The following is a 21,986-nucleotide window of genomic DNA, read 5'->3' as shown; positions in this document are numbered from 1 at the left end:
CGGGCGCGCGGCGCTCGCGACGTGACGAACTGCATCACTCCTCTTCCTCCGCGGCCGAGGCCTCCACGCCTCCGCTCGTCTCGACCAGCTCCACGTTCAGGCACAGCGACTGGAGCTCCTTGATGAGCACGTTGAAGCTCTCCGGCAGCCCCGCCTCCAGGGTGTAATCCCCCTTCACGATAGCCTCGTACATCCGGGTGCGGCCCATCACGTCGTCGCTCTTCACGGTGAGGAACTCCTGCAGCGCGTAGGCCGCGCCGTAGGCTTCCATCGCCCAGACCTCCATCTCGCCGAGCCGCTGCCCGCCGAACTGCGCCTTGCCGCCGAGGGGCTGCTGCGTGACGAGCGAGTAGGGCCCGATCGAGCGCGCGTGGATCTTGTCGTCGACCAGGTGGTGGAGCTTCAGCATGTACATGATGCCCACCGTGACGTTCTGATCGAACGCATCGCCCGTGCGCCCGTCGAAGAGGATCGCCTGGCCCGAGGTCGGGAGACCCGCGAGCTCGAGAGCGCCCTTGATATCCGACTCATGAGCGCCGTCGAACACCGGCGATCCCATGAAGACCCCCTCGTCGACCGTCTTGACGAAGCGCTTGACGTCGCCGTCGTCGAGGTCGTCGAAGAAGCCGGCCATCGACTCGTCGCCCGCGTAGATGGCCTTCAGGTGCTCCTTGATCTCGGCGGTCGCCCGCTGCTGCTCGAGCATGCTCTGCAGCTGGTTGCCGAGCTCGAAGGCGCCCCACCCGAGGTGGATCTCGAGGATCTGACCGACGTTCATGCGGCTCGGCACGCCGAGCGGGTTGAGCACGAGATCGACCGGCCTGCCGTCCTGCAGATACGGCATGTCCTCCTCGGGGAGGATGCGGCTGATGACGCCCTTGTTGCCGTGGCGGCCCGCCATCTTGTCGCCGACCTGGAGCTTGCGCTTGATGGCGATATAGACCTTCACCATCTTGATGACGCCCGGCGGCAGCTCGTCGCCCTTGGACAGGCGATCGATCTTGTCCCGGAAGTGCTCCTCGCGCGTGCGGACGAGCTCCTCGAGGTCCCGCAGGATCTGCTGGACCCGCTCGGCGTCGTCGACGGGGATCTCGCCCCAGTACTTGCGGGGGATCTCGGCGAGGGAGGCCTCGTCGATGATGGCGCCCTTCTGGAAGAGCACCTTGCCCTTGTCGTCGACGAGCTTGCCCGTCGCCTCCTTGCCGAGGAGGAGCTCGCGGATGCGGCGGAAGAACGAGTCGCGGAGGATCTTGATCTCCTCGTCGCGCGTCCGCTCGATGCGGGCCCGCTCCTGGTCCTCGATGTCCCGCGCGCGGTCGTCCTTCTCGGTCCCCTTGCGCGAGAACACGCGGGCGTTGATGACGATCCCGCCGACGCCGGGCGGCACCTTGAGCGAGCTGTCACGCACGTCGCCGGCCTTCTCGCCGAAGATCGCCCGGAGCAGCTTCTCTTCGGGCGAGAGCTGGGTCTCGCCCTTCGGGGTGATCTTGCCGACCAGGATGTCGCCCGGGCGCACCTCGGCCCCGATGCGGACGATGCCGGAGTCGTCGAGGTCCTTGAGCGCCTCCTCGCCGACGTTCGGGATGTCGCGGGTGATCTCCTCCTTGCCGAGCTTCGTGTCGCGGGCGACGCACTCGAACTCCTCGATGTGAATCGAGGTGAACACGTCGTCCTTGGCGATGCGCTCGGACACGAGGATGGAGTCCTCGAAGTTGTAGCCCTGCCACGGCATGAACGCGACGAGCACGTTCTGGCCGAGCGCGAGCTCGCCCATGTCCGTCGACGGGCCGTCGGCGAGCACGTCGCCCTTCTTCACCACCTCGCCCGTCCGGACGACCGGCTTCTGCGTGTAGCAGGTCGACTGGTTCGAGCGCTGGAACTTCATGAGGTGGTAGATGTCCGGCACCTCGGCGCCCTCGCCCTCGGCCCGGACGACGATGCGCGTCGCGTCGACGCTCTCGACGACGCCGGGGCGCCGCGCGATCACGCAGACGCCGGAGTCGCGGGCGAGCCGCTCCTCCATGCCGGTGCCCACGAGCGGCGCGTGCGACTGGACGAGCGGCACGGCCTGGCGCTGCATGTTGGCGCCCATGAGCGCGCGGTTCGCGTCGTCGTGCTCGAGGAAGGGCACGAGCGCGGCGGCGACCGACACCATCTGGTTCGGCGCGACGTCCATGAGCTCCACCATCTCGGGCGTGACGATCTTGAACTCGCCGTTGTAGCGAGCCGAGACGAGCGACTCCTTGAAGCGCCCGCTCTCGTCGAGGTTCACCGTCGCCTGCGCGATGTACTTGCCCTCTTCCTCGAGCGCGGAGAGCCAGATCACGTCCTCGGTCACGCGGCCGTTCTCGACCTTGCGGTACGGCGTCTCGACGAAGCCGAACTCGTTCACGCGGGCGAACGTCGACAGCGACGCGATGAGGCCGATGTTCGGGCCTTCCGGCGTCTCGATCGGGCAGATGCGCCCGTAGTGGGTCGCGTGGACGTCGCGCACCTCGAACCCGGCCCGCTCGCGGGTGAGGCCACCCGGCCCGAGCGCCGAGAGCCGGCGCTTGTGGGTGACCTCGGAGAGCGGGTTGGTCTGGTCCATGAACTGCGAGAGCTGCGAGCTCCCGAAGTACTCCTTCACGACCGCGCTGACGGGCTTCGCGTTGATCAGGTCGTGGGGCATGAGCGTGTCGATCTCCTGCGACATGCTCATGCGCTCCTTGATCGCGCGCTCCATGCGGACGAGGCCGATGCGATACTGATTCTCCATCAGCTCGCCGACCGCGCGGACGCGGCGGTTGCCGAGGTGGTCGATGTCGTCGACCGAGCCGCGCCCGTTCTTCAGCTCGATCAGGTGGCGCACCGTCTCCAGGATGTCCTGCGGCGTGAGCACGGTGAGATCGAGCCCCGGCCGCTCGTCCTCGGGGACGTCCCGGTAGAACTTGTAGTTCAGCTTCAGCCGGCCGACCTTCGAGAGGTCGTAGCGCTCGGCGTTGAAGAACAGGTTGTGGAACAGGGTCTTCGCGGTCTCGAGCGTCGGCGGATCGCCCGGCCGCAGCCGGCGGTAGATCTCGAGGATCGCGTCCTCCATCGTCTTCACCTTGTCGGTGAGGAGCGTGTCGCGGAGGTACGAGCCCACGTTCAGGCCGTCGATGAAGAGGATGCGGAACTGCTCGATGTTCGCGTCGCGCAGCCGCTCGAGCTTCGCCTCGGTGAGCTCCTCGTTGACCTCGACCACGACCTCGCCCGTCTCCGGGTCGACGATGTCGTGCGCGGCGACCTTCCCGACGAGCTCCTCCGGCTCGAGGCTGAGCCGCTCGAGCTTCGCCTCCTTCATCTTCCGGATGGCGGCGCGGGTGAACTTCGTGTTCTTTTTGACGATGACGTCGTTGCCAATCTTGATGTCGCGTGTCGTCCGCTGACCGGCCAGGAGATCGTACTCGATGCTCTTCGAGTACTTGCCCCCCTTCTCCAGGTACACGGTCTCGGTCGAATAGAAGTAGTTCAGCAGGTCCTGCGTCGAGTACCCGAGCGCGCGCAGCAGCACGGTCGCGTGCATCTTCCGCCGCCGATCGATGCGCACGTAGATGATGTCCTTCGGGTCGAACTCGAAGTCGAGCCACGAGCCGCGGTACGGGATGACGCGCGCGGAGTAGAGCAGCTTGCCGCTCGAGTGCGTCTTGCCCTTGTCGTGGTCGAAGAAGACGCCGGGGCTGCGGTGCAGCTGGCTGACGACGACGCGCTCGGTCCCGTTGATGATGAACGTGCCCGTCTCGGTCATCAGCGGGAGCTCGCCGAAGTAGACCTCCTGCTCCTTGATGTCGCGCACGATCCGCTCCCCGCCGTCGCGGGTGTCGTAGATCATCAGCTGGTTCGTGACCTTGATCGGGGCCGAGTAGGTCATGCCGCGCTGGCGACACTCGTCGACGTCGTACTTCGGCGGCTCGAGGTTGTACGAGACGAAGACGAGCTCGCTCGTGCCGTTGAAGTCCTTGATCGGGAAGACCGAGCGGAACACCGCCTGAAGCCCGACCTCCTCCCGCTCGTTCGGCGGAACGGACATCTGGAGGAATTTGTCGTAGCTCGACTTCTGGATGTCGATCAGGTTGGGGACGTCGATGATGCGACGAACGCGACCCAGGTTCTTACGGACGCGGAAGTTGGATTGGACGACCGACGGCATCGATTTCCTCCGGCTCACACGAGCCGCGCGGGGCGGGCGCACGGCTCGAACCGAGCAACGAACACGAAGCTACGCACCAATGGCGAGCGAGCGTCCCCAGCATGTGGGGACCCAAAACATCTTGGTTGTGGGGGCAGAGCGGACCGCGTGGCGACCCATTGAGCTCCGGCATTGGTCGAGGACCCGCACCCGCGGTCCTCTTCAGAATTGACCGAGGACCCGTACCCGCGGTCCTCTTCAGCGTTGCGCGAGGGCCCGCACGCGCGGCCCCTTTCTTCAGACAAAAGCGGGACGTGCGGCAGGGACGACCGCCCTGCCGCCGTCCTCCGGCGGATCCCGATTTCCCCTGGCAGGGAGCGGTGATCGTTACTTGAGCTCGACGGTAGCACCTGCCTCGACGAGCTTCTTCTTCATCTCCTCCGCGTCCGCCTTGGAAACCTGCTCCTTGACGGTCTTCGGCGCGGCCTCGACCAGGTCCTTCGCCTCCTTCAGGCCCAGACCCGTGATCTCGCGGATCGCCTTGATCACGCCGATCTTGTTGCTGCCGGCGTTCGCGAGGATGACGTCGAACTCGGTCTGCTCCGGCGGCTTCTCGGCCGGAGCAGCGCCGGCGGCAGCGCCGCCGGCCGCGACGGCGACCGCCGCCGGGGCGGCCTTGACGCCCCACTTGTTCTCGAGGTCCTTGATGAGCTCGGCGATCTGGATGACAGGGAGGTTGGAGAGGTAATCGACGACCTGCTCGCGCGTGATCTCAGCCATTGCAAGACTCCTTCAAACTCTTCTGCGCGCCCCGGGGAGGGGGCCATGTAAACCAAAACCAGACGGGCGCAAGGCCCATTTTTACGAAAGGGCCGCCTCAGCCCGATGTGCCCGCCGCGTCTTCCTTCGCCTTCAGGAGATAGGCGAAATTCTGGAGAGGCGCGTTGAGCTGCTGCACGAACTGCTGGAGCGGCGCCTGGAGCGTCGCGAGCAGCGTGGCGCGGAGCTCATCCTTGCCGGGCATCGTCGCGAGCTGCGTCTCGACGGCGTCGCCGGAGAGGATCTGCCCCTCGATGAGCCCGGCCTTGATCTGGAGCTTCTGGTTGTCCTTGCGGAACGCCTTGACGACCTTGGCTGCCGCGCTCGGATCCTCGTAGCTCCAGGCCACGCCGGTCATGCCGGTCAGGCTCTTCGCCAGCGTGTTCGCCCAGGGGTGCTCCTTGATGGCGTGGCGGACGAGCGTGTTCTTCACGACCCGGTACTCCACGCCGGACTTCCGGAACTCATCGCGAAGCTTGGTGACCGCCTCGACGTTCATCCCCTTGAAGTCCAGGAAGACCGCGGAAGACATCCGCTCGAACTTCTGCCGGACGGAGCCGACGACCTCTTCCTTTTGGGACCGTTCCATGGGCTACGCCTCCTCTGCCTTGCCGATGAAGTGGACCGGGTCGATGCGAACCCCCGGGCCCATCGTCGAGGACATCGTGATGCTCCGGAGGTAGATGCCCTTGGCCGTCGCCGGCTTGGCCCGGACGAGCGCCTGGATCAGCGCGTCCGCGTTGACCTGGAGCGCGCCCTCCGCGAAGGAGACCTTGCCGATCCGGGCGTGCACGATGCCCGCCTTCTCGACGCGGTACTCGACCTTGCCGGCCTTGGCCTCGGTGATGGCCGTCTTCACGTCGAACGTGACCGTCCCGACCTTGGGGTTCGGCATCAGGCCGCGCGGACCGAGGATACGGCCGAGCTTGCCCACCAGGCCCATCATGTCGGGCGTCGCGATCACGCGGTCAAAGTCCATGAAGCCTTCCTGGACCTTGTTCACGAGATCCGCCTCGCCGACAAAATCGGCCCCGGCAGCCTCGGCCTCCCTGGCCTTCTCGCCCTTGGCGAACACCAGCACCCGGAGCGACTGCCCCGTACCATGCGGGAGCACCACGGCGCCGCGGACCATCTGGTCTGCGTGCCGCGGGTTGACCCCCAGCCGGACCGCGAGGTCCACCGTCTCGTCGAACTTGGCAGGCGCGGCTTGCTTCACGAGCGCGCAGGCCTCCTGCAACGTGTACTTTCGAGCGCGGTCGACGACTGCCCGCGCTGCGAGTTTCTTCTTGGCGACTTTCGGCACATGCCCTCCTTCTTAACGGCTCTCGCCTCCCACGGTGCGCCTTAAACTACCGTGGTAAGTCTTCTATCCCGTCCGCCGGGGCGCCCTCCTCGGAGCGCCGCCAGGCGGCGCGCATCCCCGACCGCGGGGAGCGCTGCGACGCACCTCAGTCGACGATGTCGATGCCCATCGAGCGGGCGGTGCCCGCCATGCTGCGCATCGCGGACTCGAGGTTCGTCGTGTTCATGTCCTGCATCTTGAGCTGGGCGAGCTCCTGCAGCTGCTTCTGCGTGACCTTGCCCACCTTGACCTTGTTGGGCTCCTTGGAGCCCGCGCCCGGCTTCTTCTTGGTCTCGAGCCCCGCCGCCTTCTTGAGGAGGACGGAGGCCGGCGGCGTCTTCAGGATGAACGTGAACGAGCGATCCGAGTAGACCGTGATCACCACCGGGATGATCATGTCTCCCTGCGCTGCCGTCCGCGAGTTGAATTCCTTGCAGAACGCCATGATGTTGACGCCGTGCTGGCCGAGCGCCGGACCGACGGGGGGCGACGGGTTGGCCTTGCCCGCCGGAAGCTGCAGCTTCACGTACCCAGTGACTTTCTTCGCCATGATGAATCTCGCACCCTATCGAACCGCCGCCCGACGGGCGGTCTACTTTTCAGAGAAACAGCGGAGCGCCGCGGAGGCGCGGCGCTCGCCCGCAGGTTTGCAGCCGTTCGCCCCCGGCTAGCGCTTCTCCACGGCTGAGAAGTCGAGCTCCACGCTGGTGGGTCGGCCGAAGATGCTGACCTTCACCTTGAGCTTCTGCTTGTCCATCTTCACGTCGTCGACCGTGCCGGTGAAGTTCGCGAACGCCCCGTCCAGGACCCGCACCTCCTCACCCACCTCGAACGTGAGCCGCGGCTTCGGCTTGACCGACCCCTCGACGATGCCCCGCCGGAGGTTGTCGATCTGCACCAGCGGGACTTCCTGCGGCGTCTGGTTGCCGATGAAGCCGGTCACCTTGGGCGTGTCCTTGACCAGGTGCCAGACCTGCTCGTTCATCTCCATCTCGACGAAGATGTAGCCGGGCAAGCTGAGCTTCTGACGGACGCGCGTCTTGCCGCCGGGGCGGTTCTCCGTGACCGTCTCGCTCGGGATGAGGATCTCGCCGAACCGATCTTCCAGTCCGTACTGCTTCACGCGCTGCTGGAGCGCGTCGCGCACCTTCGCCTCGTATCCCGAGTAGGTATGGATGACGTACCACTTCTTGGCCATGGCGCTTGATTCCCTCAGGATCTCCCTGCTTCAGCTTCCATCGCCGTAAACGATGTTGGTCACGAACGCCCAGAAGCGGTCGAGCAGCGCCAGGTAGAGGGTCGCCACGGTGGTCGTCGCGATGACGACGAACGTCGCGTTCGTGACCTCTTTCTTGGTCGGCCACTTCACCTTCGCCAGCTCGGCGGCGACCTCGTCGCTCCAGGTGCGGAGCTCCGCGTTGCGGAACGCACGCAGCACGACGATGATCGCGATGACGCCGCCGACGACCATGCCGTAGGTCGTCTTGTCGTCGTCACCCACCGCGGAGACCGCCGGCAGCGTTCGGCTGAACCAGTCCTTGTTGGAGAGGGTCGCCCAGACGCCGTGGATGACCTTGCCGAGCAGGTAAGCGAGCAGCATCCCGGAGGCGAAGAAGCCGGCGAGCACATAGCGCTCGGTCCCGAGCTGCGTGGCCGCGACCTCTTCCTCGGCTTCCTCGGTGTCCTCGCGCTGCGCCTCGGCGTCAGCGGCCCCCGGCTCCTCGCCTTGCGTCACGAGGGACGACGCTTCAGCGGGCGCGGGCGCTCCAGATTCGTCCGGCTCCCCATCCTCCGCGACCTTCGGCGTTTGCTTGTCTTCTTGACTCTTCGCCATAACCACACCAAACGCGCCGGCCCGCGGCAGACAGAAGCCTGCTCGATGGGGCTCCGAGGGCGCCCCCTGGGCGCCCACATTCCCCGGCAGGGGCAGAGAGGCTCGAACTCCCGACCTGCGGATTTGGAATCCGCTGCTCTACCAACTGAGCTATACCCCTAGAATCGCTGCGCCTTCCTGAGCACCCGTTCACTTCGTCTCGTTGTGAACCGTGTGCTTCTTGCACTGCTTGCAGAACTTCTTGAGCGAAACCACCTGGTCGGGCGCCTTCGTGGTCTTGTAATTCCGCGACTTGCACTCGCAGCAGGCCAGTGAGACGGCGATGCGCGCCGCACGCCACCCACCGGCCTGCTCGCCCACGTCGGCCTCCTACGCGAGGATCTTCGTGACGACGCCGGCGCCCACCGTCTTGCCGCCCTCGCGGATGGCGAAGCGCATCTGCTCCTCCAGCGCGACCGGGGCGATGAGCTCGATCGTCATCGTGATGTTGTCGCCCGGCATCACCATCTTCACCCCCTCGGGGAGGTTCACCGTGCCGGTTACGTCCGTCGTCCGGATGTAGAACTGCGGCCGGTAGTTGGTGAAGAACGGCGTGTGGCGCCCGCCCTCCTCCTTCTTGAGGACGTACACCTCACCGGTGAACTTCGTGTGCGGCGTGATCGACCCGGGCTTCGCGAGCACCTGGCCGCGCTCGATCTCTTCCTTCTCCACGCCGCGGAGCAGACACCCGACGTTGTCGCCCGCCTGCCCCTGATCGAGCAGCTTCCGGAACATCTCGACGCCGGTCACGACCGACTTCTTCGTGTCCTTGAAGCCGATGATCTGCACCTCGTCGCCGACCTTGATCACGCCGCGCTCGATGCGGCCCGTGGCCACCGTGCCGCGGCCCTTGATCGAGAACACGTCCTCGATCGCCATCAGGAACGGCTTGTCGATGTCGCGCACCGGCTCGGGGATGTAGCTGTCGAGCGCGTTGAGCAGCTGCTGGATCGTCTCCTCCCACTTCGGGTCGCCTTGCAGCGCCGGCAACGACGCGCCCCGGACGACCGGCGCGTTGTCGCCGTCGAACTTGTACTTCGACAGGAGCTCGCGGACCTCCATCTCGACCAGGTCCAGCATCTCCGGGTCGTCCACGGCGTCGCACTTGTTCAGGAACACGACGATGTGGTTCAGGCCGACCTGCCGGGCGAGCAGCACGTGCTCGCGCGTCTGCGGCATCACGCTGTCGAGCGACGACACGACGAGGATCGCCCCGTCCATCTGCGCCGCGCCCGTGATCATGTTCTTGATGTAGTCGGCGTGCCCGGGGCAGTCGACGTGCGCGTAGTGGCGCTTCTCGGACTCGTACTCGACGTGCGCGGCCGCGATGGTCACCGTCTTGGTCTCGTCACGGACCGTCCCGCCCTTCGCGATGTCGGCGTACGAGATCGCCTTCGCCAGCTGGCGCTTCGACTGCACCTTGACGAGCGCGGCCGTGAGCGTGGTCTTGCCGTGGTCGATGTGGCCGATGGTGCCCACGTTCACGTGCGGCTTCGTACGAGTGAATTTCTCCTTGGCCATCGAGATGTCTCCTGCCGAAATGAAGTTCGCGACTGCGTTGCGCTGTCCTCGCTGGAGCCCACCATCGGGATTGAACCGACGACCTCGTCCTTACCAAGGACGTGCTCTGCCAACTGAGCTAGGTGGGCAAACGACCGACCACGGAGCGGGCGACCGGGTTCGAACCGGCGACGTTCAGCTTGGAAGGCTGACGCTCTACCAACTGAGCTACGCCCGCGGGGCTCCGCCGGGAGTGATCCCAGCGGATCTACATCTTGGTCGGACCGCTGTCGGAGCGAACGACCGCTCCGGTGGAGGGTGATGGATTCGAACCATCGTAGGCATTGCCGGCAGATTTACAGTCTGCTCCCTTTGGCCGCTCGGGCAACCCTCCAGATTTTCTATCTTTTCTCTACCGTACCGTGTTCGTCCGTCCCGTGGCCTCCCGAACCGTCGACCTGCTGCCTTGCATCGGAGCTGGCGAGGGGACTTGAACCCCTAACCCCCTGCTTACAAGGCAGGTGCTCTACCGATTGAGCTACGCCAGCGACATCGACCCGCTGCTCGCCCCCGGGGCTCCGGGAGGCGTGCGTGCTGACCTAGCGACATGTCCCAAGATCGATCACTTCTCTACGAGCAATCAACTCCCGGCCCTGCTGGACCGTCTGCCTGCGCGGCTCGGGGCATCCCGAGCCGGCCTGGACCGCAGCGAGGTGAAGCGGCTGGTGCTGCTCACGTCGCTCCGAAGGTAGACGAGTCCCGCGAAGGGAGGAGGCTCTTAGCCCCCTGCAAGAGACGTGTCAAGCGGTGTGCATCGTTTTCGTCCCGTTTTCGTCCGTTTCGCTGGAATCGGCTGCGGAAGCGCGGGTCGAGCGCGCCGTCGAGCTGCGGCGGGCAGGAGCTCCCGCCTCGTCCGGCAGCGCCGATCTCGCTCGAGTGACGACTGTTTTCAAGGCGGACGTCGCGCCCAGCGCGCGAAGCGGCGCGGCGCGGGCTCGAGCCGCACCGTCCGCCGGGGCACGGCGGCGGGCCCACGCCGCACGATGGCGCCGCGCGGGCACGGCGGCGAGCCCGCATCGCACCGTCGTCGCACGGAACGCTCCGCAGCACGACGCCGTCGCGACGCGCTCCGCACGACGGCGGCGCGCCCCGCACCACGACGCCGTCGCGACGCGCGGCGCCCCCCGCAGCACGACGCCGTCGCGACGCGCGCGCTCGCGGGGAGCCACGGGAGGCGAGCGAAGTCACGGGAAGCGACGGGAGACTCGCCCTGGCCGCGCCTCGGGCGAGCAAGAGCTCCCTTGCGCTCGGCGCGCGGCTGCTGCGATCCTGCCCGGCGCACGTTCGCTCGGGCGCGCAGCGGAGCAGCGCCGAGCGTCGTCGCGGTTCATCACGCTTCGGGGGTAGAGGTTCGATCGCATGGACTGTCCCGCTTGCCATCAGCCAAACATCGATGGGGCGCGCTTCTGCGCCACGTGCGGCGCGCTCCTCCCTGTCGCGCCGGTGGAGGCAGACCCGCTCATCGGCACGATCGTGGGCGGCCGGTTCCGGATCGTCGGGGTGCTCGGCGAGGGCGGGATGGGCCGCGTCTACAACGGCGAGCAGCCGATGGGGACCTCGGTGCGGAAGGTCGCCATCAAGACGCTCCTCTCGCAGCACGCGAAGGACCCGCAGGTGGTCGCGCGCTTCATGCGGGAGTGCGGCACGGTCAGCGAGCTCGAGCACCCGAACACGATCAAGGTCTACGACTTCGGGCAGACGAACACCGGGGAGCTCTACATCGCGATGGAGCTGCTCACCGGGCAGTCGCTGGAGACGGCGCTCGAGCGAGGCGGCGCGCTCGCGCCCGAGCGGGTCGATCGCATCCTCGCGCAGGTGTGCGGGTCGCTCCAGGAGGCCCACGAGAAGGGGATCGTCCACCGCGACCTGAAGCCCGCCAACATCTTCCTGACCAGGCGCGCCGGCGAAGAGGACTACGTCAAGGTCCTCGACTTCGGCATCGCGAAGCGCGACGAGCGCAGCGCCAAGGCCGAGCAGAAGCTGACGCAGCAGGGGACGGTGCTCGGGACGCCGCCGTACATGAGCCCCGAGCAGTTCACGGGCAAGGAGCTCGACGCGCGGAGCGACATCTACTCGCTCGGCGTGCTGACCTACGAGATGCTCACCGGGCGCCTGCCGTTCGAGGCCGACACCCCGTGGGCGTGGGCGACGCAGCACATGACGGCGCAGCCGTTCCCGTTCGAGGCCGTGCCGATGGGCGCCGCGGCCCCGCCGAAGATGAAGGCGGCCGTCATGAGGGCCCTCAGCAAGAACCGCGAGGAGCGCCAGCAGTCGGCGCGGGAGTTCTACGAGGAGCTCACCATCGGCGCCGGGCCTCGCCTCTCGGTGCTCGGGACGCCGCCCCGCACCCAGGTCGGGCTCGAGGCCCCGACCAGCGGGACGGCGCTGATGCCGTCGCGCTCAGGTCAGACGCAGATCGGCGAGCCGCTGTTCGTCGCGGGGCCGCCCACGGGACCGGGCAAGACCGTCGTCCCCCACCACGCCGCCACCGTCATGGACCAGGCGGCGATGCCCGGGGGCGCCGTGGCGGCCCACCCGCCCGTGAACACGGGCAGCGGTCAGGTCTTCCCCGCGCCGCCGCCGCCGCCGGTGCAGAAGAACAAGACAGCCCCGATCCTCGCCGCGGTCGCGGCCGTCGCTGTGCTCGGCGTCGTGGGCGTCGTCATGATGACGAAGAGGGGCAGCGGGGGCGCGACCGAGGAGAGCACGTCGACCGCGATCCCCCTGCCCTCGGGCGCGTCGTCCGTCGCGCCGCCCGTCTCCGTCGCGTCGGACCCGACCGTGCCCCCGCCGACGAGCGAGCCCTCCACCCCGGAGCCCCCGCCCGAGCAGGCGGGTCAGGTCAAGACGCCCGCCGACCCCGCGAAGACCACGCCGACCCCGACCGCCGGGCCCAAGGCCCCACCCCCCGGCAACGAGAAGGCCGAGCAGGAGTGCAGGGCCGCGATCAACCTGGCGAACGGCGGCAACACGGATCTCGCGGTGAAGCGCTTCGCGGCCTGCGACGGCCCCAGGAAGGCCGAGGCGAGGGCCGCGATCAGCGCGAGCGCCAAGCGAGCCGTCGCCTCCAAGGGGTGCGCGGCCAAGTCCCACGCCATGGCCGCCGCGCGTATCGGGGCCGGCGAGGCGATGTCCCAGCTGCCGGCGAAGTGTCAGTGACCATGCCGCGCGGACGTGGCCAACGTGACGAACGCGACGAGGCGGACGGAGCGGCGCGGTTGCGACGGCTGTGGACGATCGGGCTCAACGCCGGGCGGGCCCGGTCTGTTCCAGGCTTGCCTTGACGCGCGATTTTGACCGATGCTAGATCCTGCCTCGACGGGTTCTGAAAGTTCAGTGAACGCCATGACCTGGCTTGGTAGGTCGGCGCTTGACTTTGGAACATGGGGGAGAAGGTCGCTCACGGGAAATGGGCAGTAAGATTCGTTTGGCCGCGCCTCGAATGACCTGGCGCGACATATGTCGATCCGAAGAGTTTGCTGGGCGATGGATCGCCCTTGACAACGTCCGATACGTTACGGGCGGCTGTCAGCCGGCCGAGGCCGACGTCGTGGACGCCGACGACGACCTGGCCGACTTATGCGCGCGGATGCGCGAAGCCGACCGTACGGCCTGTGCGATCCTCTTCGTCGAGGAGGAGGCCGGGGTTCCGGCGCAGGTCCAGCGACTGCCGCAGCTGTGGCGCCGCGTCGCGCACCACTGATCGGCCACAACCACCTCATCCACCCCGCCACCAGACGTAGCGAGCGCTTCCGGAGCGACCCGGCGCGCCGGGCACGACCCGGCGCGCCGGGCACGACCCGGCGCGCTCGAGCTCCAGGAGCTCGCCGCGGTGGCATTCGCGCGCGCGCGCCAGCGCCCGCCTTGGCGGCCCGCGCCCTCGGGGCCGCCTGGACCCGCGCCGGCGGAGCCCGGCTGGGCGATGGCGACCGGCTACTTCAGGATCGGCTTCAGCAGCGTCTTGCCGTCCTTGACGACGACGTCGTAATCCACCGACTTGGCCGGGTTCGTCGCGCGCAGCTTCGCCGCCTGCGCGCGGAGGCTCTCGGCGAGGCGTTCGTAGGTGACGCCGGCCGTCGACTCCCGCGCGGCGCGCTTGGTCTCGACGTACTTCGCGTAGATCTGGCGCAGCCGTTGCTCCGGGAGCTCGTCGTCGCGCGCGGCCGACCGCTGCGGGGGCGGCCCGGGCCGAGGGCGCGTCGCGGCGTCCAGGCCGGCGCGCGCGGCTTCCGGCGGACGCGAGGAGGCGCGCGGCGCCGCGTGCCGCGCTCCGCCGCTCGCCGTACCCGTGTCCGCCGCGGGCGGCGCGGTGGAGCGGCGGCGCCGGCTCGGCGGCGGTCGCTCCGAGTGCACGCGGTCCTGCCGCCTCGCTCCAGCGCCCTTTGCCTCGCCGGCCGCCGCCGCGGTGGCCGCCGGCGCTGCGGCTGGCGGCGCTGCGGCGGCCGGCGCCTTCGCGGCGCCCGGAGCCGATGCGGCCGGCGGCGCTGCGGCTGCCGGCGCGGCCGCGGCGCTCAGCGGAGATCGGACGGGGAGCGGAGGCGGCGGTCGCTTCGGCGGAGCAGGCGGCGGCTCGGGCGCGACGTCCGTCAGGGCCCCGGGAGACCCGGCCGCGGCCGCCGCCGCGTCGCCGGTCTTGGCGCTCTGCGCGCGCTGAGCGCGCATCTCCGCCGCGAGCTCGGCCAGCCGCTGGCGGTTGGCGGTGCCCGCCGCGGGCGGGGCGCGGTCGGCGGCAGGGCGCGCGGAGGTCCTCACCCCCGCTGGAGCTGCCTCGGTCGGCTTTGCTTCGGCCGGCTTCGCCTCGGCCGGCTTGATCTCCGGCGGCTTCTGCTGGGGCCTGGTCAGGCCGAGCCCCCGGGGCAAGCCGCCCAGCGGAGCCGGCTTCACGGCCGCCGCCGCCTGCGGCGTGGCGGGCGGCACCAGGGCGGGGCGCACCTGCGGGCCGGCGGGCGCCGCGGCCTCCGGCGGTGCGATCGGCGGCGCGGCGGGCTCGCGCGGCGGGGCCTCCTCGGCGGCCAGCTCGACCGGCGGCTGCTTGCGCGACGGCGACGCGGCGGGCAGCGGCGGGGGCGCCAGCGTGACCGCCTCGTCGTCGACGTCGATCTCCTCGTGGTCGCCGGTGTCGTCGCGGCGGGCTGTCTCGCGCGCCGCCTGCTGCTCGGCGAGCTCCGCGTAGCGCTCCGCCCGCTTCCGGCCGACGATCGTGAGCGCCTCCTTCGTTCCGACCCGCTTCGCTGCGCGGATGACGTCGCGACGGTACGTCCCGTTCTCGATCTCGCGCGCGATCCGGCCCCAGTACTGCTGGAACGTGTTGTAGCGCTGGAACAGCATCTGGAACTTGAACCGGAGCCCGGTGTTCCTGATCTGCTCCCGCCGCATCACCCAGATGCGGCGCTCCACGTCCTTGCGCGGGATGAGCGGCTCGAGCCGCTCGATCCCCATGAAGTACTGCTCGTACAGCGCGCGCAGCCGCTCGATGCGCGTCTCCAGCTCCTCAAGCTCCCGTTCGACCTCGCTCGATTCCATCGCGGCTAGAGGGGCGTGATGCGCAGGTTGTCGAAGCAGACTGGCGCATCCCAGTCGTTGAAGCCCAGGTGCTCGTGCCCAGGGCCGGCGAGCGGCGCGGGATCGCTGAGCTCCAAGTAGTCGACGCCGTCGACCGACCAGGAGAGCGTCCTGCCGTCGCGGCGCTCGATCCGGAAGCGGTACGGCTGCCCCGGCGCGACCGGGCGCGCGCGCTCGTCGTCGCTGTCCGGATCCACGTCGATCTCGAGGCGATCTGCGCCGTGCTCGTCGAGCCGGGCGAGCACGTGCTTCGTGTTCTTCCATCCGCCGAGGATCACGAGGTAGCTCGTCGCGTTCGTGTAGCTCGCCGCCGTCGCTCCGCTCCGTCCATCGCCCCAGAGCTCCACCTTGAGATCGCCGTCGGGGGCCTCGGCGATGGCGTCGAACTCGATCCGGGCGTTCTCGGGCAGCGGCCGTCTCAACCACGCGCCGCGGTTCCTCGCGCCGCGGACGCAGAGCCGCCCCTCCTCGATCTTCCACTTGGGGCTGAGGGCGTTCCAGTCGGGGCCGAGCGCCGCCCGATCGAAATCGTCCTCGAACACCCCCGCGCGCTGCGCTCCCTGAACGCCGCCCGCGGCGACCGACGCGGAGGCCGAGGCAGCGACCGTCCCGGCTGGCCGCGCGCTCATGTCGCCGGTGGCCGGCCCCTCGGGCACGCACGACGCGCTCACGAGCAGCGAAGGCACGGCGAACACGCTGACGGTGGCACGGCCAGAGAGCACGGAATCGATGCTAGCAGCGGTGCGCGCGGACTTCGAGGCCGCTGGCGGACGCCATCGCCGGAAGGGAGTCGAGCCTCCGCCGCGCTGCCAGCCCGGGCGCATGGCGAGCGCCCGACGCGGCCGGACCAGCAACGGAAAGCGCCTTGGCTCGCCGCGTCATACCCGAGAGACGGCGCTTGATGGGCTCCAATCCCGGGCGTAAGGAGAGGCGCCATGCATCCCATCCTGTTCCGCGTCCCGCTGCCCGTCTGGACCGTGCCCCTGCTCTGGGTCTTCCTGATCGCTGCGGGCATCGCCTTCGCGGGCGCGATCGGGCTGCTCATCGGCAAGAACAAGCCAGGCGCCGCTGCGGCGGGCGTCGCGGGCGTCGTGCTCGCCGTGCTCGCGTCCCAGTTCAAGGAGCAGACCTACACGCTGGGTCCGATCCCCATCTACAGCTACGGGGTCATGCTCGGCCTCTCGCTCGTCGTCGGCTGGTACCTGACGCTCGGGCTCGCGGAGCGCGACGGCCTGCCGAAGGAGACGATGGCGAACTGCTACGTCGTCACCGCGCTCGCCGCGGTCCTCGGCTCGCGCGTGCTCTACATCCTCACGAACCTCGACGAGTTCGACTCGTTCGGCGCGATGTTCGACATCCGCCGCGGGGGGCTCGTGGCGTACGGTGGGTTCCTGGGCGGCTTCCTGGGCTCGTACCTGTTCCTGCGGTCCCACCGGCTCCCGCTGCTCCCCTGGGCCGACGTCGCCGTCCCGAGCCTCGCCTCGGGCCTCATGATCACGCGCATCGGCTGCTACCTCTTCGGCTGCGACTTCGGCCGGCCGCTCAGCGAGACGGCGCCCGCCTGGCTGAAGAAGCTCGGCACCTTCCCCCACTGGGCCGAGGGCACGCTGGACCACGGCAGCGGGTCCCCGGCGTGGGTGCAGCACGTCAAGGAGCGCGGGCTGGATCCGACCTCCGAGGCGTCGCTCGCCGTGCACCCGACGCAGATCTACGAGTCCCTCGTCGGCGCGGGGCTGCTCGCGCTCCTGCTCCTCGCGCGACGGCGGCAGAGGTTCCGCGGCGAGATCTTCCTGCTCTTCACGTTCTCCTACGGCGTCTGCCGCTACCTGCTCGAGCTCCTGCGGGACGACGCGGAGCGCGGCTCGATCCCGCCGACGCTCCCGGAGCACGTGCTGCTCCCCGCCGGCCTGCTCGTCTTCGCCGTGGGGTACGCGATCGGGTTCTCCCGCGTCGTCCGCAACGACGTGGCGCGCAAGGTGACGCAGGCGCTCGCCTTCGTCCCCGCGGTCGCCCTGTACCTCGCCCTCAAGCCCGAGACGTTCGGCGCGTCCACGGCGCTCCAGTACTCGACCTCCCAGGCGGTCGCGCTGGCGACCGGGCTCGCCGCGTCGATCGCGTTCGCGATCTACTACAAGGCCGCCCTCGACCACCCGGAGCAGGCGATGGCGCTCAACCTCCCGCAGAGCCAGCCCGCCGCCGACGACGAGGGCGACGACGAAGACGAGGACGAGGACGACGCGCCGGGCGACGGAGACGACGAGGAGGGCGCGCCGAGCGAGAAGCGCGGCGCGAAGGCGAAGGCCGGCGACGAGCCGTCGCGGGGAAAGCGCGGCAGCGCGAAGGACGGAGGCCGGGCGACGGCCCGCGAACGCGGCGCCGCTGCCGAGGCGCCCGACACCACCGGAGAGGCATAGGCTGTGAAAATCGCATTCGGAGAGGGCAAGCTCATTCCGGCCGTCGTGCAGGATCGGTTGACTGGACAGGTCCGGATGCTCGCGTACATGACGCGCGAGTCGCTCGCCCGGACGCTGGAGACGGGGCGCGCCACCTTCTTCAGCCGATCGCGCGGCGAGCTCTGGGAGAAGGGGGCGACGAGCGGCAACACGCTCGCGGTCACGAGCATTCACGCCGATTGCGACGGGGATGCGCTCCTCGTGCTCGCGGAGCCGCGCGGCCCGACGTGCCACACGGGCAGCGCGAGCTGCTTCTTCCGGCAGGTCGAGGCCCGCGGCGACGAAGAGCCGGAGGCCGCCGACGAGGGGCAGGACGCGTCCGCGGTGCTCGAGTCGATCGAGCGGGAGATCGAGGCGCGCAAGGCGTCGTCGGCGACGAAGAGCTACACCCGCAAGCTGCTCGACGGCGGCGCGCCGCTCATCGGCGCGAAGCTGCGCGAGGAGGCCGACGAGCTCGCGCAGGCGATCGCCGGGGAGAGCGACGATCGCGTCGCGTCGGAGGCGGCAGACGTCATCTACCACCTGCTGGTCGGCATCGCGTCGCGCGGCGTCCCGCTGCGCGCGGTCCTCGCCGCGCTCGCGGCGCGCATGGGCACGAGCGGCCTCGTCGAGAAGGCGCAGCGGGCGCAGAAGGACCGGGCGGGAGCGCCGTGACGGGCCGCCGCCTCAGGGCGGCGGCGAGGCTGCAGGCGGCGATGCTCTTCGCGCGCCGAGCGTATAGGCCGTGAAAAGCGGGCGCATCCGCCGTCGCCGCTGCGCCGCGGCGCGCCCTCCGCGCCGGCGAGGGATGGGCTATCCTGGAGGCGTGAGCCCGTTCCGTGAGCCGCCCGGCGTCGAGCTCGGCCCGCTGGAGGTCGGGCTCGGGCGCGCGGCGCGGCGAGCGATGGTGGGCCTCATCCCGAGCGGCGGGAGGCTCATCGCGCCCGATGGCTACGCGCGGCTGATCCAGGGCGAGGGCGGCTCCTTCCGCTGGCGGTCGCACGCGGCAGGCGCGCTGGGCTCGCTGGGGCTCTCGCTGGTGGCCGCCTGCGCCTTCGTCGCGGCGACCGGCGGCTTCACGCTGAGCGGCGTCGGTGCGACCGCCGCGACGGTGGCGCTCGTGATCGCGGGAGGTCTCTCGCTGGCCGCGGTGCTGCGCGCCCTCGATGCGCCGCGCGAGCGGCTCACCGTGCGCGGCGCCGTGGTCGGCAGGGCGGCGAGGCGCGCGCTCCGCAGCGCATTGCGCCTCGCGCGCCAGGCGGCGCGCGCGCCGGAGCGGTTCGGCCCTCGCCGCGTCGCCGCGCTGCGCAGGACGCTCTCCATGCTCGCCGATCCGCTCATCGCCGACTGGATCCCCGCGGACGTGCGCGGCCGCGCGGAGCTCCTCCTGGCCCGCGCCATCGCCGCGAGCGCCGGCGCGCGCTGGACGCGCGACGCCGGCGTCCGGGACGAGGTCCGGTCGCTGCTGCGCTCCGCGGCCGATCACCTGATCGAGCCGACGCCGGCCCGGCTGGATCTGCTCACGCTGGCGGAGCGCACCGAGGCCGCCCCGATCTCGCGCGAGCCGCGGCGGCAGCAGCGCGCGCCCGCCGCGGCGCGGATCCGCCGCGGGGCGCCGTCGCCCGAGGCCCCTCCCGGCGACGACGCCGCGGACGCCGCGTCGCTCGCCGAGCTCGACGCGGCCGATCCCGCCGGCGGAGCAGGAGGCCGTGCTATGGTGCGCCGTTGAACGGTGCCCCGCTGAGCGATGCGTCGTCGAAGGGTGCGTCGCTGACGTCGCAGCTGGCTCCGGCGGTGTCGCAGCGCTCCTGTGAACCCTCCTCGATTCCGGGGCACGTCACGCTCCCCGGCCATCCCCCTGCCCCCTGTGCTCCGCCGCGCGCTCCTCGCGCTCTGTAGCGCGCTGCTCGTGGCGTCGCGCTCGGGCCCTGCGCTCGGCCAGGGCGCGGAGGCGGCCGCCGGCGCGCGGCCCGCGGCGCCCGAGCCGACGCCTCGCGCGGCGCGCCACCGCGCGGCAGGGCTGTCCGCCGGCGCGACGCCGCAGGAGCGGCACCGGGTCCGGTACACCCTCGACGGCATCGAGATCCGAGGCAACGTGCGGACCGCCGCGCGCGTGATCCTCCGCTACGTCAGGTTTCGCGCGGGCGGCGTGCTCGACGTCGAGGATCCGGAGATCGAGCTCACGCGCTACCGCCTCCTCGGGACCGGGTTCTTCGCCTCGGTCGGGCTGTCGCTCCGCAAAGGGGCCGAGCGCGGGAGCGCGACGCTCGTGATCGACGTGGTCGAGCGCAACACGTTCGTCGTGCAGGACCTCTGGCTCGGCATCGCGGCCGACGAGGACACGGCGGGCAATGCGCGGCCGCTCTCCGCGTTCACCGGCGTGCAGGTCGCCGAGACCAACCTCGCGGGGACCGGGATCACGCTCGGCGCCGGCGTCGGCCTCGCGGCGGACCAGCTCGCCCTGAGGACCCGCTTCGTCGATCCCGCGTTCGTCGGGACCCGCTGGTCGGCCGCGGTGACGGTGCTCTACAACGACGCGCGCGACTTCTTTGGCAACCGGGACGTCTCGTTCGAGTCCCCCCTGCTCGAGCAGCGGGAGGTCACGGGCTACGCGGTCGTCGCCTACAAGCGGTTCGGCGCGACGCTCGGCACGGGCCACGACGTCTCCTCCTCCTTGCAGCTGTCGCTCGACTACCACCTCGAGCAGATCGACGCGACGGTGCCCACGGTCGCCTCGCACATGCGCGGAGACCGCCGCGAGCCCATCGATTTCGACATCCTGGGCGGCAGGACGGTGCTCTCGTCGCTGCGCGCCGCGATCGACTACGACACGCGCGACGCGCCGTTCCTGACGACGCAGGGCACGCTCGCCTCCGTCGCGGTCACGGTGGGCGTCCCGCCGTTCGGCAGCGACTACGGCTACCAGAAGTTCGAGTTCGCCGCGCAACGCTGGTTCCGCCTCCCGATGCGGCACGTGCTCCGCGTCGAGGCGTTCGCCGGCGCCGTCGCCGGGGACGCCCCCTTCTTCGAGAAATTCTACGTGGGCGACCTCACCGACCTCCTGCCGGATCGGCTGCTCGACCTCGCCCCCGATCGCAGGCAGCCGCCGAACTTCCTCAGCACGGACATCATCGAGGTCCGGTACGGGGACTTCGCCGCGAAGCTCGAGGCGGAGTACCGGATCCCGGTCTACGCCGGCCGCGGCTCGATCTACGGCGTCGACTTCTTCGGCGCCGCAGGCCTGTACGGGCTCGCGACCCGCCGCGAGTTCACCGACCCGCCGACCGGGTACGAGGGCCTCGCCCGCGTGCCCGTGGACATCACGTACAACCTCGGTCTGCGGGTCGACACGGCGGTCGGCGGCGTGACGCTCGCCTTCTCGAACCTGCTCGGGCTGATCCCGGCGCGGCGCGGTGAGCGGAAATGACCTGCCCGGGCGCAGGCCGCGGCGCGGCGCGCTGGCGCTCGATCGCGCTGCTCGCCGCGCTCTCCCTGGGCGCGGGTCCGGCGGCGGCCCAGGAGCGGCCCGGCGGCGCGGGCGACCGGCAGGAGACGAAGGAGATCGACGACGCGGACGCGCAGCAGGCGCTCGGCACGCCGGCCGCGCTGCCCACGCGCGTGGCGAGCCTCTCGCTCGACAAGACGATCGTGCAGCTCACCGTCGGCTTCCGCGACGTGGTCGACGGCGAGATCTCGAAGAAGCTGCTCAGCGGGCTGCCGACCGTCATCACGATGCGCGGCTATCTCTTCCACGAGAGCGGGGGCAACCCGGTCGCGCTCGCCGCCAAGAGCTGCCGGATCGTCTACGACCTCTGGGACGAGGTGTTCCGGATCCAGCTGATCCAGGCCGGAGGTCAGTCGAGCACGGTCGCGGTCAACGTGGAGGGCGTGCTCCGCAACTGCGCCGAGGCCCGGAGGCTGCCGCTCGTGGAGCGGTCGCTCGTCCGCGACGGCAACCGCTATTTCGTGGCCGTGCTCGTCGAGGTGAACCCCATGAGCGCCGAGATGCTCGATCGCATCAAGCGGTGGGTCACGCGTCCGCCCGGCTCCACCGCGATCGGGCCCGGCGACTCGCTGTTCGGCTCCTTCGTCGGCCTGTTCGTGACGCGCATCGGCAACGCCGACCGGAGGCTCGCGTTCCGCACGCAGGCCTTCCTCCCGCCGGCTCCGCCGCCGAGCCCTCCCCCGCCGCCCCAGAGCCCCCCGACCCGCTGAGGCGCGCCGAGCTTGCCCGCCGCCGCGGCGTCC

The 21,986-nt window shown here is 70.0% G+C and carries 18 protein-coding genes and 5 tRNA genes; 7 read left to right on the top strand and 16 right to left on the bottom strand.

Features of this window, described 5'->3' with window-relative positions; translation table 11 throughout:
- Positions 1-34: 34 nt before the first annotated feature.
- The 14 genes from rpoB to WME98_RS26960 all read right to left on the bottom strand — a co-directional run bounded on the left by rpoB (position 35) and on the right by WME98_RS26960 (position 10,232).
- Entirely contained in the window at positions 35-4,171 is a 4,137-nt protein-coding gene (gene rpoB, locus WME98_RS27025; RefSeq protein ID WP_020732614.1) for a DNA-directed RNA polymerase subunit beta, read from the bottom strand.
- A gap of 366 nt (positions 4,172-4,537) precedes the next feature.
- Positions 4,538-4,930, bottom strand: coding sequence for a 50S ribosomal protein L7/L12 (gene rplL / locus WME98_RS27020; protein ID WP_129572918.1), 393 nt, complete (start codon positions 4,928-4,930; stop codon positions 4,538-4,540).
- A 97-nt stretch (positions 4,931-5,027) separates the two neighbouring features.
- The gene (gene rplJ, locus WME98_RS27015; protein WP_061628734.1) at positions 5,028-5,558 is read right to left on the bottom strand and encodes a 50S ribosomal protein L10; all 531 of its coding nucleotides are present in this window, start codon (positions 5,556-5,558) and stop codon (positions 5,028-5,030) included.
- A 3-nt stretch (positions 5,559-5,561) separates the two neighbouring features.
- The gene (gene rplA / locus WME98_RS27010; RefSeq protein ID WP_020732611.1) at positions 5,562-6,272 is read right to left on the bottom strand and encodes a 50S ribosomal protein L1; all 711 of its coding nucleotides are present in this window, start codon (positions 6,270-6,272) and stop codon (positions 5,562-5,564) included.
- A gap of 145 nt (positions 6,273-6,417) precedes the next feature.
- Positions 6,418-6,861, bottom strand: a complete 444-nt coding sequence (gene rplK, locus WME98_RS27005) for a 50S ribosomal protein L11 (protein WP_437953907.1) — start codon at positions 6,859-6,861, stop codon at positions 6,418-6,420.
- A gap of 117 nt (positions 6,862-6,978) precedes the next feature.
- Positions 6,979-7,509, bottom strand: coding sequence for a transcription termination/antitermination protein NusG (nusG, locus tag WME98_RS27000; protein WP_020732609.1), 531 nt, complete (start codon positions 7,507-7,509; stop codon positions 6,979-6,981).
- Between the two features lie 30 nt (positions 7,510-7,539).
- A complete protein-coding gene (secE, locus tag WME98_RS26995; RefSeq protein WP_437953906.1) occupies positions 7,540-8,145 on the bottom strand; it encodes a preprotein translocase subunit SecE in 606 nt (201 codons plus the stop codon).
- An 87-nt stretch (positions 8,146-8,232) separates the two neighbouring features.
- Positions 8,233-8,305 (bottom strand) — tRNA-Trp (locus tag WME98_RS26990).
- Positions 8,306-8,334: 29 nt separating this feature from the next.
- On the bottom strand, positions 8,335-8,505 hold the full coding sequence (gene rpmG / locus WME98_RS26985; RefSeq protein ID WP_020732607.1) for a 50S ribosomal protein L33: 171 nt from the start codon (positions 8,503-8,505) through the stop codon (positions 8,335-8,337).
- A 9-nt stretch (positions 8,506-8,514) separates the two neighbouring features.
- On the bottom strand, positions 8,515-9,705 hold the full coding sequence (gene tuf, locus WME98_RS26980; RefSeq protein WP_020733175.1) for an elongation factor Tu: 1,191 nt from the start codon (positions 9,703-9,705) through the stop codon (positions 8,515-8,517).
- A 52-nt stretch (positions 9,706-9,757) separates the two neighbouring features.
- A tRNA-Thr gene (locus WME98_RS26975) sits at positions 9,758-9,833 on the bottom strand.
- A 16-nt stretch (positions 9,834-9,849) separates the two neighbouring features.
- A tRNA-Gly gene (locus WME98_RS26970) sits at positions 9,850-9,922 on the bottom strand.
- 74 nt (positions 9,923-9,996) lie between these two features.
- Positions 9,997-10,078 (bottom strand) — tRNA-Tyr (locus WME98_RS26965).
- A gap of 81 nt (positions 10,079-10,159) precedes the next feature.
- A tRNA-Thr gene (locus WME98_RS26960) sits at positions 10,160-10,232 on the bottom strand.
- Positions 10,233-11,103: 871 nt separating this feature from the next.
- On the opposite strand from WME98_RS26960, the gene WME98_RS26955 reads away from it, so the two are divergent.
- Entirely contained in the window at positions 11,104-12,903 is a 1,800-nt protein-coding gene (locus tag WME98_RS26955; RefSeq protein ID WP_437953905.1) for a protein kinase domain-containing protein, read from the top strand.
- Positions 12,904-13,294: 391 nt separating this feature from the next.
- Positions 13,295-13,447, top strand: coding sequence for a hypothetical protein (locus WME98_RS26950; protein ID WP_187345854.1), 153 nt, complete (start codon positions 13,295-13,297; stop codon positions 13,445-13,447).
- A gap of 230 nt (positions 13,448-13,677) precedes the next feature.
- On the opposite strand, the gene WME98_RS26945 is transcribed toward WME98_RS26950, so the two are convergent.
- Together WME98_RS26945 and WME98_RS26940 are read right to left on the bottom strand one after the other, a co-directional pair.
- Positions 13,678-15,267: an MXAN_5187 C-terminal domain-containing protein gene (locus tag WME98_RS26945; protein WP_437953904.1), complete on the bottom strand. Its 1,590-nt coding sequence runs from the start codon at positions 15,265-15,267 to the stop codon at positions 13,678-13,680.
- A 5-nt stretch (positions 15,268-15,272) separates the two neighbouring features.
- A complete protein-coding gene (locus WME98_RS26940; protein WP_437953903.1) occupies positions 15,273-16,028 on the bottom strand; it encodes a hypothetical protein in 756 nt (251 codons plus the stop codon).
- A gap of 213 nt (positions 16,029-16,241) precedes the next feature.
- Between WME98_RS26940 and WME98_RS26935 the strand changes: the two genes are divergently transcribed.
- The 5 genes from WME98_RS26935 to WME98_RS26915 all read left to right on the top strand — a co-directional run bounded on the left by WME98_RS26935 (position 16,242) and on the right by WME98_RS26915 (position 21,953).
- Positions 16,242-17,720: a prolipoprotein diacylglyceryl transferase gene (locus WME98_RS26935; RefSeq protein ID WP_437953902.1), complete on the top strand. Its 1,479-nt coding sequence runs from the start codon at positions 16,242-16,244 to the stop codon at positions 17,718-17,720.
- 3 nt (positions 17,721-17,723) lie between these two features.
- Positions 17,724-18,413, top strand: coding sequence for a bifunctional phosphoribosyl-AMP cyclohydrolase/phosphoribosyl-ATP diphosphatase HisIE (gene hisIE / locus WME98_RS26930; protein WP_437953901.1), 690 nt, complete (start codon positions 17,724-17,726; stop codon positions 18,411-18,413).
- A 151-nt stretch (positions 18,414-18,564) separates the two neighbouring features.
- The gene (locus WME98_RS26925; protein ID WP_437953900.1) at positions 18,565-19,467 is read left to right on the top strand and encodes a hypothetical protein; all 903 of its coding nucleotides are present in this window, start codon (positions 18,565-18,567) and stop codon (positions 19,465-19,467) included.
- A gap of 81 nt (positions 19,468-19,548) precedes the next feature.
- Positions 19,549-21,165 carry a BamA/TamA family outer membrane protein gene (locus WME98_RS26920; protein ID WP_437953899.1) on the top strand — a complete coding sequence of 539 codons (1,617 nt, stop codon included), beginning with the start codon at positions 19,549-19,551 and terminating at the stop codon, positions 21,163-21,165.
- The gene (locus WME98_RS26915; protein WP_437953898.1) at positions 21,162-21,953 is read left to right on the top strand and encodes a hypothetical protein; all 792 of its coding nucleotides are present in this window, start codon (positions 21,162-21,164) and stop codon (positions 21,951-21,953) included. Before WME98_RS26920 ends, WME98_RS26915 begins: the two co-directional genes overlap by 4 nt.
- Positions 21,954-21,986 lie beyond the last annotated feature (33 nt).

It is taken from the genome of Sorangium sp. So ce296 (genome assembly GCF_051529605.1).
GTDB lineage: Bacteria > Myxococcota_A > Polyangia > Polyangiales > Polyangiaceae > Sorangium > Sorangium cellulosum_D.
Note: the sequence above shows the minus strand (reverse complement) of the source record. Positions and strands in the feature narration are given on the sequence as shown.